Here is a 12,502-nt window from a genome sequence, read left to right as displayed (position 1 = left end):
GCACCATGCGAATCAAGCGAATCTTCGCCGCCAATACCCGCGAGGCGCTGCGTAAGGTCAAGGAGCAGCACGGCCCGGACGCCGTGGTCATCTCCTCGCGCAACGTCGATGGCGGCGTGGAGGTGATCTCGGCGGTGGACTACGATGAGCGCGCCGTTCAGGCGGCGGCCCGCGCACAAGATCCGCGGGCGGCCGAGATCCCGCCCCTGGACGGGTCCCCGGGGCCGCGCCCCGGGGAGCCGGATCTGCCTGCGGCCGGCGGTGAGCCCGCCGGGGAGGCCGGGGAGGCCGGTGAGACCGAGGATGAGGCCGGCCGCGCCCGCGAGGCGGCGCTGGCCCGGCTGCGCAGCCTGCGGGCGGGTGGCGCCGTGGCCGACGACGCCCTGCCGCAGCGCGAGGGCGGGTCGGCGTCCCGTGGGCGGCCGCGCATCGATTCCGGCGCGGCGGAGCGGGCCCGCGCCAATGCCGCCGCCCACCGCAGCGCCGGTCAGGAGCGCGGCGCCGCCGCCGGGGGCGAACGCCGCGAGCCGCGGATCGACCTGCGGGTCGGTGGTGCCGACGAGGACGCCGAACTCTTCGACGCCCTCAGCCGTGAGCACCAGGAGGTGGAGCGCAAGCGCGCCGAGCAGCCGCGGCGCGATCCGGCGTCCCGCCCGGAGCGGAGTCAAGGCGGCGTCGGCGGGGGCAGTGCCGGGCAGCGTCACCACGGGCTCGGTGGCGCGGAGCACGCTGCGGCGATAGGCGCCGCCGCGGAGGCGGCCAGCAGCGGCGCCCAGAGTGGTGCCGCCGCGGCGAGCGGCGGCGGCGCAAGCCGGCGGCGTGTCGAGGAGGAGCCGGCCTTCCAGGAGATGCGCGAGGAGATCCGTACCCTGCGCAGCCTCTTCGAGAACCAGCTCTCGCTGCTCGAGTGGAATCGCATGGGCCACCGCCACCCGGCGCGGGCCGCGGTGATCAAGCGGCTTACCGACCTCGGTATGGGTACCGAGGTCAGTCGTAAGCTGGCCGATCACATCGGCGGCGACGAGAACCCCGACACCGCCTTCCGCAAGGCCCTGGCCCTGATCGCCCGGCATCTGCCCATCGCCGGTGATCAGATCGTCGATCGCGGCGGGGTCTACGCCCTGGTCGGCCCCACCGGCGTCGGCAAGACCACCACGGTGGCCAAGCTGGCGGCGCGCTACGCCCTGCGTCACGGCCGCGAGCAGGTGGCGCTGGTCAGCACCGACAACTACCGGGTCGGCGCCCAGGATCAGCTGCTCACCTATGCCCGTATCCTCGACGTCCCGGTCTACACCGCCACCAATCGTCACGAGCTGCGCACGATTGTCGACGATTTGATGGATCGTGGTCTGGTGCTCATCGACACGGTGGGCATGAGTCAGCGCGATGTCCGCCTGGCTGAGCAGTTCAAGACCCTGGGCAGCGCGGAGGGCCTGGTGAAGACGTACCTGGTGCTCTCGGCGGCCACGCAGATGGCGACCCTGACCGAATCGGTCAGCGCCTTCGCCGGCGCCGAGCCGGTGGGCTGCATCTTCACCAAGGTCGACGAGGCCTCGAGTCTGGGCGGGGCGATGACCTGCGCCCTGCGCACCAAGCTGCCCATCGCCTACCTGGCCGTGGGCCAGCGGGTGCCGGAAGACCTCCAGGCGGCCAGGGGTGATACACTCGTCCACCGGGCATGTGCCCTGCTGGACGAGCACGTCCAGGAGGCGGATGAGGAAGCCCTGGCATTGGCGCTCGGTGGGGGAGGCGCATGTTCCTGACTGAGCCGGGCCTCGATCAGGCGGCGGGGTTGCGCAGGATGGCGAAAACCAGACCGGTCAAGGTGGTCGCCGTCACCGGCGGCAAGGGCGGAGTCGGCAAGACCAACGTCTCCGTGAATCTGGCCACCGCGCTCAGCCGCATGGGCCAGGAGGTGATGCTGTTCGACGCCGACCTGGGCCTGGCCAACGTCGATGTGGCCCTGGGGCTGTCGCCCAAGCTCAACCTCTCCCACGTGCTCTCCGGTGACGCCAGCCTCGACGAGGTCCTGGTGGAGGCCCCCGGGGGCTTTACCATCGTGCCCGCCTCGTCGGGTACCCAGCGCATGGCCGAGCTCACCGCCGCCGAGCACGCCGGGTTGATCCGCTGCTTCAGCGAGCTCCAGCGCGATGTCGACGTGCTGCTGGTCGATACCGCGGCGGGCATTTCCGAGAGTGTGGTCAGCTTCGTGCGCGCCTGCCGCGAGCTGGTCATCGTCGCCTGCAACGAGCCCTCGTCGATCACCGACGCCTACGCCCTGATCAAGGTGCTCAACCGCTACGGGGTCGAGCGCTTCCATCTGGTTGCCAACCGCGTGCGCAGTCGCCGCGAGGGGCAGATGCTGCACCAGAAGCTGTCCGTGGCCACCGAGCGCTTCCTCGACCTGAATCTGGACTTCATCGGCGCCATCCCTGAGGATGATCGTCTGCGCCGGGCGGTGCAGAAGCAGCAGCCGGTGGTGGAGACCTACCCGAACAGCCCCTCGGCGCGTGCCTTCAACGACCTGGCGCGGCGCATCGATGCATGGCCGACGCCCTCCGGTGCCACCGGCAACCTGGAGTTCTTCGTCGAGCGACTGATTGAATACAGCAGCATGGGGGGAGAGGTGACCTGATGAATGGTCACGCGATGTACACCGCGGTGGCGCAACAGGGCGACGAGGACCTCGTCACCCGCCACGCCTCCCTGGTCAAGCGGATCGCCCACCACCTGGCCAGCCGCCTGCCGCCGAGCGTGCAGCTCGAGGATCTGATCCAGGCCGGCATGATCGGCCTGCTCGAGGCGGCGCGCCAGTACGACTCCTCCCAGGGCGCGAGCTTCCAGACCTACGCCGGGATCCGCATCCGCGGCGCCATGCTCGATGAGATGCGCCGGCTTGACTGGACGCCGCGATCGGTCCACCGCAAGGGCCGCGAGGTGGCCGAGGCGATCCGCACCATCGAGCACCAGACCGGGCGGGACGCTCGCGACCACGAAGTGGCCGAGGCCCTGGGGATCTCGGTGGCGGAATACCACAATATCCTGCAGGATGTGTCCTCGGCGAAAGTCTTCAGCATCGATCAGGAGGATCCGGGCACCGGCGAACCCCACGAGCCCGCCGGGCACGAGCCGGGGCCGCTGGCGATGCTGCAGGACGAGGCGTTTCAGGGTGAACTGGCCGAGGCGATCCGCGAGCTGCCTGAGCGCGAGCGTCTGGTCATGGCGCTCTATTACGATGAGGAGCTCAACCTGCGCGAAATCGGTGAGGTCCTCGGGGTCTCGGAGTCGCGGGTCAGCCAGATCCACGGCCGGATCATGCTCAAGCTGCGCAATCGCCTCGGCGAGTGGCGGCGCGAGCAGCAGGAACGAACGGCTTAGCACGGCTTGGCAAGGCCTCGAGATAGGGGGGCAATGTGGCAGCGGACAAGAACATCAAGATCCTCGTGGTGGATGACTTCTCCACGATGAGGCGCATCATCAAAAACCTGTTGCGCGAGCTCGGCTACAACAACGTGGTTGAAGCCGACGACGGCAACACGGCGCTGCCCATCCTGCAAAAGGGCGGGATCCAATTCCTCATCACCGACTGGAACATGCCCGGCATGACCGGCCTGGAACTGCTCAAGCACGTTCGTGCCGATCCGAACCTCAAGGATCTGCCGACGCTGATGGTCACCGCCGAGGCCAAGCGCGAGCAGATCATGGAGGCAGCGCAGGCCGGGGTGAACGGCTACATCGTCAAGCCCTTCACGGCGGCCACGCTGCGCGAAAAGATCGACAAGATCTTCGAACGGGTCCAGGCAGGTGGGGGTTGAACAGCATGCGCCGGGAGCAGGGCAGCGGCGGCGCCGATCTCGAAGCGTACCGGCGGGCGGCCCAGCAGCTGCTGGAGCACGTCGATGCCGGGGATAGCGAGGGCGCCCAGGCGGTCATCGACGATCTGACCCACCTGCGGGAGACGGAGCTCTTCCGCGAACTCGGCACCCTGACGCGGGACCTGCACGAGGCGATCAAGGCGTTCAACTACGATGAGCGCCTGGCCGATATCACCTCCCAGGAGATCCCCGACGCCCGCGAGCGCCTGAACTACGTCATCACCATGACCGAGCAGGCCGCGCACCGTACCCTGACGGTGATCGAGGGCAGCGCGCCGCTGGCGCAGCAGTTGGCCGAGGAGGGAGCGCGGCTGGCCGAGCGCTGGCAGGCCTTCCAGCGCCGCGAGCTCAACGTCGAGGACTTCCGCGAACTCTCCCGGGATCTGGAAGCCTTCCTGGGTCGGGTTCAGGCCGACAGCCGGCAGATCAGCGATCAGCTCAACGAGGCGCTGATGGCCCAGGACTACCAGGACCTGACCGGGCAGATCATCCGCAAGGTCATCGCCCTGGTCGAGGAGGTCGAGGGGAACCTGGTCCAGTTGGTAAGGATCTCCGGGCAGCGCTTCGAGGAGGATGGTCTCCAGCGCCCGGGGCGTGCCGCCGAGGACGCCGAGGCGGCCAGCGAGCGCATGCGCCGCGGCGAGGGGCCGACCCTGCCCGGGCAGGGCGGCGATGATGTGGTCAGTGGACAGGACGAGGTGGACGACCTCCTGTCGAGTCTGGGGTTCTAACCCGGGCACCGAGAAGCCCAACAACAGCGGAGGCCGAGCATGGCCATCGACCTCGACGACGACATCGTGCAGGACTTCCTGGTCGAGTCTCGGGAGATCCTCGACCGGCTGGGCGAGCAGCTGGTGGACCTGGAGCAGCACGGCGAGGATAAGGACCTGCTCAACTCGGTCTTCCGCGGCTTCCACACCATCAAGGGCGGCGCCGGGTTCCTGGGGCTCGACCCGCTGGTGGACGTCTGCCACCGCACCGAGGACGTCTTCAACCTGCTGCGTAATGGCGACAAGCAGGTCTCCCAGGAACTGATGGACTCCGTCCTGCGCGCCCTCGATGTGGTGGTGGCGCAGTTCGGACAGATCGAGAGCGGCAGCGACCCGGAGCCCGCCCCGGCGGAGCTGCTCCAGGAGCTCGACCGCCTCAAGAAGCCGGATGCCGGCGGCTCTGCGCCGCCGGCTGCCGGTGCCGAGCCGGCGCCGGCCGCCGCACAGCCGGCAACGCCGGGGCAGGGCGGCGATGGGAGTGACGCCGAGTTCGACGAGCTGCTGACAGCCCTCGATGAGGGGGATGAGGCCTCCGTCGATACCGGCGGAGACGAGATCTCCGACGCCGAGTTCGAGCAGCTCCTCGACGAACTGCACGGCAAGGGGCAGCACCAGGGCAAGCCGGCGGCCGAGCAGCCGGCCGCCGACGCCCCCGCCGGGTCGGACTCGGGTGGGGGCGGTGAGGAGATTACCGAGGAGGAGTTCGAGCAGCTGCTCGACAGTCTCTACGGCCCCGGCGCCGCGCCGGGCAAGGATGCGCCGCCGCCGGCGGTGGACGGCGCGCAGGAGAGTACCCCGGAGCCGGCCCCGCCCCAGCCGTCGCCGTCTAGTCCATCCGCCCCCGAACAGCCGGCGGCCGAGTCGCCGCAGCCTGCCACGGGCCAGGGGAGCGGTGGTGCCGAGAAGCCCGCCCGGCAACCCGCCGCCGGTGGCGGTGGCAACAAGGGCGGCGGGGGTGGCGGCGCCGCCGATAAAGGTGGCGCCGCCGGTGCCGATGCCGGCGGTGGCGGCAACAAGGTCGAGGCCTCGGTGCGGGTGGATACCGCCAAGCTCGACGAGATCATGAACCTGGTCGGCGAGCTGGTGCTGGTGCGCAACCGCCTCTCCAATCTGCGCAACGAGGTCGACGACGACCGCCTCGGCCAGGCGGTCAGCGATCTCGAGCTGGTCACCTCCGACCTGCAGTCTTCGGTGATGAAGACGCGCATGCAGCCGATCAAGAAGGTCTTCGGGCGTTTCCCCCGAGTGATCCGCGACCTGGCGCGCCAGCTCGACAAGGAGGTCACCCTGGAGACCCACGGCGAGGACACCGACCTGGACAAGAACATGGTCGAGGCCCTGGCCGATCCCATGGTCCACCTGGTGCGCAACGCCGTCGACCACGGCGTGGAGTACCCCGATGAGCGCGAGGCCGCCGGCAAGCCGCGCCAGGGCACGGTGACCCTGGCCGCCGAGCAGGAGGGCGACCACATCCTGCTGACCATCGCTGACGACGGGCGCGGCATGGACCCGGACAAGCTGCGCGGCCTGGCGGTGAAGAAGGGCCTGATGGACGAGGAGTCGGCCTCGCGGCTCGACGACAAGGAGGCGTTCAGCCTCATCTTCCACGCCGGTTTCTCCAGCAAGGAGGAGATCTCCGACGTCTCCGGACGCGGCGTGGGCATGGACGTGGTCAAGAACAGCCTCTCGCGGCTCAACGGCACGGTGGACATCGACTCGGAACTGGGCCGCGGCACGGTCATGCGCATCCAGCTGCCCCTGACCCTGGCCATCCTGCCGACGCTGATGGTCAAGATCTCCGGGCGCAAGTTCGCCCTGCCCATGTCGGTAGTCCGCGAGATCTTCGAGCTCCAGGACGTGCGTACCAACGTGGTCAACAACCGCCTGGTGGCCATCGTCCGCGACAAGGCCATGCCACTGTTCTTCCTCGAGCGCTGGCTCAGCCAGGCGGGCGAGCCGGTGTTGACCACCAAACGCGAGATGGCCAACGGTGAGGAGTCCGAGGACGAGCGCCAGGTCATCACGGTGATCGTCGGCAATCAGGCGGTGGGCTTCGTCGTCGATGAGGTCATCGGTCTCGAGGAGGTGGTCATCAAGCCCCTCGGTGCGCTGCTCCACGGCCTGCCCGGGTTGGCTGGGTCCACGATTACCGGCGACGGGCAGATCGCCCTGATCGTCGACATTCCGAGCCTGATCAAGGCGTACGGCAAGCGGCTGTAGGCCTCCCGGGCGCGGGGCGCGCGTCGCTGGTCGAGGAGGACTGGGTGAGCATTCGGGTTCTGGTGGTCGACGATTCCGGTTTCTTCCGCCGGCGCATCCGCGCCATGGTCGAGCAGGACCCGCGTCTCGAGGTCTGCGGCGAGGCTGCCGACGGCCGACAGGCCGTGTCGCTGGCCCAGCGGCTGTGCCCGGACGTGATCACCATGGACATCGAGATGCCCGAACTCGACGGCATCTCGGCGGTCCGCGAGATCATGCAGCGCCGACCCACCCCGGTGCTGATGTTCTCCTCGCTCACCCACGAGGGGGCTCGGGCGACCATCGAGGCGCTTGAAGCCGGCGCCGCCGATTTCATCCCCAAGCGGTTCGCCGACATCTCCGGCGACATGGAGGCGGTCCAGCGTCAGCTCTGCGGGCGGCTGGTCGAGCTCGGCGGCGGCCGGCGCGGGGGTGGCCCCCGGGGCGGGCAGGCTGCGGTTTCCCAGGCCCGGGCGCCGGCGGCTGCGCCTCCGGCTACCGGCGAGGCCCCGACGCCCAGCCGCACCCCGCCGGCGGCTCGCTCACGCCCGGAAGGCGAAGCCGCGGCGCGGGCGCCGGCCCCTGCAGCGCAGCCGGCCCCGGCCACTGGGGCGCGGCGCGCCGGCCGCGGCGGTCCGCGCCTGGCCGATCTGCAGGCGGTGGTCATCGGGTGCTCCACCGGCGGGCCGGTGGCGCTGCAGCGGGTGCTGACCCGGCTACCGGCGAGCTTCCCGGTGCCCGTGCTGGTGATCCAGCATATGCCGGCCTCCTTCACCCCGGCCTTCGCCGAGCGCCTCAATGAGCTCTGCCAGGTGCAGGTCCGCGAGGCGGATGACGACGACCTGCTGCGCCCTGGCGAGGTGCTCCTCGCCCCCGGCGGCCGGCACCTGGGGGTACGCGGGCGCAGCGGCGCGCTCAGTGTCTACACCTATGAGGGGCAGAGCGACCACCACTACAAGCCGAGCGTCGATATTGCCTTCAGCGAGCTGGCCCGGCTGGCCCCGGCAGGGGTGCTGGGGATCGTGCTCACTGGTATGGGCTCGGACGGGGCCAAGGGGGCCAAGCTGCTCAAGGACAACGGTTGCTGGGTGTGGAGCCAGGACGAGGCGAGCAGCGTCATCTACGGCATGCCAGCGGCGGTGGCCAAGGCCGGGCTCAGTGATCAGGTGCTGCCCCTCGAGCGGATCGGAGACGAACTCGCCCGCCTTCGCTAGCGGGCAGGATCGGCAGGCCTATGCGCATCTGGACAGTGGCCAATCAGAAGGGCGGCGTCGGTAAGACCACGGTCGTCACCAGCCTCGCCGGGCTGCTTGCCCAGCGGGGGCGTTCGGTTCTGGTGGTTGACCTCGATCCCCACGGGTCGCTGACCAGCTACTTCGGCTACGATCCGGAGGTGGTGGAGCCGAACCTCTACGAGCTCTTCCGCCACCAGGGCCGGGGCATCGATCCCGAGGCGATGAGCGTGCCCACCGCCGTGGAGGGCCTGCACCTGCTGCCGGCCTCCACCTCGCTGGCGACTCTGGACCGACAGTTGGGCAGCCGCAAGGGCATGGGGCTGGTGATCCGCCGGGGGCTGAGCACCATGGCCCACCGCTTCGACTACACCCTGCTCGACTGCCCACCGATGCTCGGGGTGCTGATGGTCAACGCCCTGGCCGCCTGCGATCAGCTGATCGTGCCGGTGCAGACCGAGTTCCTCGCCCTCAAGGGGCTGGAGCGGATGGTGCACACCCTGGAGATGATTGAGCGCTCGCGGCCCCGCGCGCTGCCTTACACCATCGTCCCGACGCTGTACGACCGGCGGACCCGGGCCGCCACCCGGGCCCTGGAGGATCTGCAGCAGCGCCACGGCGAGCGGGTCTGGCCCGGCGCCATCCCGGTGGACACGCAGTTCCGTGAGGCCAGCCGGGACGGCCTGCCGCTGACCGTGATGCAGCCCTGGTGCCGGGGCAGCCTCGCCTTTCGCAAGCTGCTCGAACACCTGACCCGGGCCGAGCGCGAACGTGATAACGAGGTGGCCGGCCATGTCTGAAGAGGACCCGGGGAAGGGGCTGCCCGATCACCAGCACGCCCTGGGGGAGTATCTTCAGGCGCTGCTCGACGAGGTTGAGGACTTTGTGCCGGAGGCGGAGGCGTCTCCGGGCGGGGAACAGCCGCCCCCGGAGCCGGAGGCGGCTGCCGCAGAGGCGGCGTCGTCCCCGGGTGAATCCGCGGAGCGCGAGATACCAGCGGCCCCGGAAGCAGCTCGAGCGCCCGCCCCTCAGGCGCCCGCGGCGCAGAGCCGCATGGCCGAGCGGCCGCGCCTGCCCCAGGCGCCGCTGCCGACCGTGGCACCGCCGGAGACGGCCTCCGAGCCGCAGCCCGAGCCCGATCCCCCGCCTGCCAAGACCGCTGCCCCGGCGCCACCGCGCACCCAGGCGGGTGCCGGTGCCGGTGGCAAGGAGCCCCCGGCCGATCCGACGCCGGCCTGGGCCCGGCCTTTCTTTCAGGCGCTGACCCTGCATGTGGGGGCCCTGCGCCTGGCGGTGCCGCTGGTCAAGCTCCACCGGGTGGTGCCGTGGGAGGATCCGGACGAGGTTGAGCCCACGGTCGGGCAGCCGGCGTGGATGCATGGGCTGCTCGACCACCGTGGGCGCTACGTGCAGGTGGTCGATACCGCCGAGGTGGTCCTCCCCGAGGACCGCCGGCCACCGCTCGAGGAGCGCCGCGCCGGGCGGATCATCATCGTCGGCGACGGCCATTGGGGACTGGCGTGCCGGGAGGTGGGGGCGGTGCTCAAGCTAACCCCGGAGCAGGTACAGTGGCGCTCGGCCGAGGGGCGACGGCGTTGGCTGGCGGGCACGGTGCGGGAACACCTCTGTGCGCTGGTGGATACGGACGCCTTCGCCGATATGCTCGAGCGGGAGGGCGGGGTTGGCGGCACCCTGGCATCCCCAGCCTCCCGCGGGCAGAATAACCCCGCCGGTTCCGGTTAACCCGTAGCGAGGGGAATACATGGCTTACGAACAGGCACAGTACGAAGACGATGCCGAACTCGCTGAGGGGCCGACCTCCCAGTGGGTGACGTTCAAGCTCGGCAACGAGCACTACGGCATCAACGTGATGCAGGTCCAGGAGGTCCTGCCGCTGTCGGAGATCGCGCCGGTGCCGGGGGCCCCGGAGTTCGTCCTGGGGATCATCAATCTGCGTGGCAAAGTGGTGACGGTGATCGACACGCGGCTGCGCTTTGGCATGAAGCCTCGGGAGGCGGACAAGCAGAGTCGGATCATTGTCATGGAGGTGGCGGAGAACGTCGCCGGTATCCTGGTCGACAGCGTCGATGAGGTGGCCAGCGTTCGCGAGGCGCAGATCGATACGGCGCCGAACGTCGGCAATGAGGAATCGTCGCGCTACATCTATGGGGTGGTCAGTCGCGAGGACGGGCTGCTGATCCTGGTTGATGCCAACAAGCTCCTGACCGAGGACGAGTGGCAGGAGGTGGCCGCCCTCTGATCACCACGGCCAGCCGCCCGCCGAGAGGCACCCCGCCGCCATCCGGCGCAGGCAACAAAGCCCGCCGGCGCGCCGTGGGTGGGGGCCCTGCCACCCCGCCATTGGGCGCGCCGAGCAGCGCAGCCCCGGCGGGGGATCAGCGAGGTTTTGTCCGAGCGGCGCGTAGCGCCGCGAGTTAAGCGAGCGGCCCCGCCGGGGTGAGCCGCGCAGGGGACCCCGCCGTCAGGCGGGGCGCGACCGTCAGGCGGGGTGGCAGGGCCCCCACCCACGGCAGCGTCCGGGCACCAACCGCGGGGCAGCGCCGGATGGCGGCGGGGTGCCTCTCGGCGGGCGGCTGCGGCTGCATCACCCCGGCCGCTGGACGGACGGGGGGCGCTCCGGCTGGATCTCCGCGGTCTTCACCCGATTGCCCTGGGTCTGCACGATGGTCACCGGATAGCCGTCGATGAGCAGGCTCGTGCCCGCCTCGGGGATGGTTTCCAGCCGCTCCAGGATCAGCCCGTTGAGGGTCTTCGGTCCGCTGGTCTCCAACTCCCAGCCCAGGACCCGATTCAGCTCCCGGACCGTCGCGCTGCCCTCGACCAGATAGGTCCCGTCATCCTGCCGGTTGATCGAACGGGTCAGGGTGCCCGGGTCCGTCGTGAACTCGCCGACGATCTCCTCCAGGATGTCGTCCAGAGCGGCCAGGCCCAGGATCTCGCCGTACTCGTCCACCACCAGGCCGACCCGCTCACGCTGGCGCTGGAACTTCAGCAGCTGGGTGTGCAGCCCGGTCCCTTCCGGGATGAAGAACGGCTCCTTCAACCGCGCCTGGAGATCCTCCGGGGTGAAGTTGCCGCGGACCAGGTCACCCACGATCCGCCGTACATGCACGAACCCCATGACGTGGTCCACCGTCCCCCGGTAGACCGGCATGCGGGTGTACTGACTGTTGGTCAGCCGCTCCAGTGTCTCTGACCACGGGTCGTCGAGGTCGATGCCGACGATCTCCGTGCGCGGGATCATGATGTCCTCCACCGTCGCCTCCTCCAGATCGAGGATGCTCACCAGCATGTGCCGGTGGCGACGGGGGATCATGTCGCCGGCCTCATTGACCACTGTGCGTAGCTCGTCCTGGCTGAGTTCTGCGGCGCTGACGTCTTCCACCCGCACCCGGATGATGCTCAGCAGGGCGTTGGCCGCCGTATTCACCAGCCAGACCAGCGGATAGAGCAAGCGCAGGAGCAGCCACAGGACGTAGCTGGCCGGGAACGCGACGCGCTCCGGATGGACCGCGGCCAGGGTCTTGGGGGCCACCTCGGCGAAGATCAGGATCACCAGTGTCAGCAGCCCGGCGGCTACGGCGATCGCACTCTCGCCGTAGAGGCGCAGGGCGATCAGCGTCGCCAGGGACGAGGCGGCGATGTTGACGAAGTTGTTGCCGAGCAGGATCACCCCGAGCACCCGGTCCGGACGCTGCAGCAGCCGCTCGGCGATGCGCGCCCCGCGGTGCCCCTGTTTGGCCAGGTGGCGCATGCGGTAGCGGTTGAGCGACATCAGCGCCGTCTCCGAGCCGGAGAAGCAGCCGGAGAGGATGATCAGACCGCCGAGGGTGGCGAAGAGTAGGCTGACGGGGATCGCTTCCAAGGGGTGCTCTGGGCCTCGGTGGCTTCAGGTACGGATGCGCCGGGCGACGGCCGGGTCGGCACAGAGGCGCGCCAGATCGTCGGCGTCCGGGCGCTGTGGCCGATCGCGGTCGCTGTCGACGATGCACAGGAATCCCAGCGGCTCGTTGGCCCCGGTGGCGTGGATCTGGTGCCAGGCGTGGGGGGCGATGTAGACACAGTCCAGCGGCGTCAGGGGCTCGACCCGGTCGTCCAGGACCACCTCGGCGTGGCCCCGGACCACGATGACCACGTGGGTGTGCTCATGGCGCTCCAGGGTGGTGTAGCCCCCGGGTTCCACTTCGAAGTAGCGGGTTTCGAAGGCCGGCGCCTCCTGCCCGGCCGGGCGGCCGACCAGGGTCTGGCGGCGGGCACCGCTGAAGTGGGTGCCCTCCGCCTTGTAGGCCTCTTCCTCGGTGCCTTCCCAGCGGTAATCCCGCTCACGCAGGACGCGGGAGGCCTCGTGCTCGCCGCTGCTCATGCC

Annotated in this window: 12 protein-coding genes; 10 read left to right on the top strand and 2 right to left on the bottom strand. The window is 69.9% G+C overall.

Going from position 1 to position 12,502, the window contains the following annotated elements:
* The first annotated feature begins 5 nt into the window (after positions 1-5).
* From flhF to HHAL_RS02395, 10 genes are read left to right on the top strand one after another with little or no spacing between them, the layout of a single operon-like run.
* Positions 6-1,763 carry a flagellar biosynthesis GTPase FlhF gene (flhF, locus tag HHAL_RS12465; protein WP_011813290.1) on the top strand — a complete coding sequence of 586 codons (1,758 nt, stop codon included), beginning with the start codon at positions 6-8 and terminating at the stop codon, positions 1,761-1,763.
* A gap of 38 nt (positions 1,764-1,801) precedes the next feature.
* Positions 1,802-2,635 (top strand): MinD/ParA family protein, encoded by an 834-nt coding sequence (locus HHAL_RS02435; protein WP_011813289.1) that lies wholly within the window; start codon positions 1,802-1,804, stop codon positions 2,633-2,635.
* Complete coding sequence (locus HHAL_RS02430) at positions 2,635-3,378, top strand: RNA polymerase sigma factor FliA (protein ID WP_011813288.1); 744 nt, start codon at positions 2,635-2,637, stop codon at positions 3,376-3,378. Before HHAL_RS02435 ends, HHAL_RS02430 begins: the two co-directional genes overlap by 1 nt.
* Positions 3,379-3,431: 53 nt before the next feature.
* On the top strand, positions 3,432-3,815 hold the full coding sequence (locus HHAL_RS02425; RefSeq protein WP_222702535.1) for a chemotaxis response regulator CheY: 384 nt from the start codon (positions 3,432-3,434) through the stop codon (positions 3,813-3,815).
* A 5-nt stretch (positions 3,816-3,820) separates the two neighbouring features.
* On the top strand, positions 3,821-4,606 hold the full coding sequence (locus HHAL_RS02420; protein WP_011813286.1) for a protein phosphatase CheZ: 786 nt from the start codon (positions 3,821-3,823) through the stop codon (positions 4,604-4,606).
* Between the two features lie 39 nt (positions 4,607-4,645).
* A complete protein-coding gene (locus tag HHAL_RS02415) occupies positions 4,646-6,865 on the top strand; it encodes a chemotaxis protein CheA (protein WP_011813285.1) in 2,220 nt (739 codons plus the stop codon).
* Between the two features lie 44 nt (positions 6,866-6,909).
* Positions 6,910-8,097 (top strand): protein-glutamate methylesterase/protein-glutamine glutaminase, encoded by a 1,188-nt coding sequence (locus HHAL_RS02410; RefSeq protein WP_011813284.1) that lies wholly within the window; start codon positions 6,910-6,912, stop codon positions 8,095-8,097.
* A 20-nt stretch (positions 8,098-8,117) separates the two neighbouring features.
* Positions 8,118-8,915 carry a ParA family protein gene (locus tag HHAL_RS02405; RefSeq protein WP_011813283.1) on the top strand — a complete coding sequence of 266 codons (798 nt, stop codon included), beginning with the start codon at positions 8,118-8,120 and terminating at the stop codon, positions 8,913-8,915.
* Positions 8,908-9,858, top strand: coding sequence for a chemotaxis protein CheW (locus HHAL_RS12460; protein ID WP_011813282.1), 951 nt, complete (start codon positions 8,908-8,910; stop codon positions 9,856-9,858). The genes HHAL_RS02405 and HHAL_RS12460 overlap by 8 nt, the downstream gene beginning before the upstream one ends.
* Positions 9,859-9,877: 19 nt before the next feature.
* Positions 9,878-10,375 (top strand): chemotaxis protein CheW, encoded by a 498-nt coding sequence (locus tag HHAL_RS02395; protein ID WP_011813281.1) that lies wholly within the window; start codon positions 9,878-9,880, stop codon positions 10,373-10,375.
* A 345-nt stretch (positions 10,376-10,720) separates the two neighbouring features.
* Here HHAL_RS02395 and HHAL_RS02390 read toward each other — a convergent pair whose 3' ends face one another.
* Both HHAL_RS02390 and HHAL_RS02385 read right to left on the bottom strand, forming a co-directional pair.
* Positions 10,721-12,001, bottom strand: a complete 1,281-nt coding sequence (locus HHAL_RS02390; protein ID WP_011813280.1) for an HlyC/CorC family transporter — start codon at positions 11,999-12,001, stop codon at positions 10,721-10,723.
* Between the two features lie 24 nt (positions 12,002-12,025).
* Complete coding sequence (locus HHAL_RS02385) at positions 12,026-12,499, bottom strand: cupin domain-containing protein (RefSeq protein WP_011813279.1); 474 nt, start codon at positions 12,497-12,499, stop codon at positions 12,026-12,028.
* Positions 12,500-12,502: the final 3 nt, after the last annotated feature.

This window comes from Halorhodospira halophila SL1 (assembly GCF_000015585.1).
GTDB lineage: Bacteria > Pseudomonadota > Gammaproteobacteria > Nitrococcales > Halorhodospiraceae > Halorhodospira > Halorhodospira halophila.
The sequence above is the reverse complement of the archived record's forward strand: the minus strand, read 5'-3'. Positions and strand labels throughout refer to the sequence as shown.

Bases quoted from the DNA above. Each gene is read 5' to 3' on its own strand.
- flhF (WP_011813290.1), top strand. From the start codon at position 6: ATGCGAATCAAGCGAATCTTCGCCGCCAATACCCGCGAGGCGCTGCGT.
- HHAL_RS02435 (WP_011813289.1), top strand. From the start codon at position 1,802: ATGGCGAAAACCAGACCGGTCAAGGTGGTCGCCGTCACCGGCGGCAAG.
- HHAL_RS02430 (WP_011813288.1), top strand. From the start codon at position 2,635: ATGAATGGTCACGCGATGTACACCGCGGTGGCGCAACAGGGCGACGAG.
- HHAL_RS02420 (WP_011813286.1), top strand. From the start codon at position 3,821: ATGCGCCGGGAGCAGGGCAGCGGCGGCGCCGATCTCGAAGCGTACCGG.
- HHAL_RS02415 (WP_011813285.1), top strand. From the start codon at position 4,646: ATGGCCATCGACCTCGACGACGACATCGTGCAGGACTTCCTGGTCGAG.
- HHAL_RS02405 (WP_011813283.1), top strand. From the start codon at position 8,118: ATGCGCATCTGGACAGTGGCCAATCAGAAGGGCGGCGTCGGTAAGACC.
- HHAL_RS12460 (WP_011813282.1), top strand. From the start codon at position 8,908: ATGTCTGAAGAGGACCCGGGGAAGGGGCTGCCCGATCACCAGCACGCC.
- HHAL_RS02395 (WP_011813281.1), top strand. From the start codon at position 9,878: ATGGCTTACGAACAGGCACAGTACGAAGACGATGCCGAACTCGCTGAG.
- HHAL_RS02385 (WP_011813279.1), bottom strand. From the start codon at position 12,499: ATGAGCAGCGGCGAGCACGAGGCCTCCCGCGTCCTGCGTGAGCGGGAT.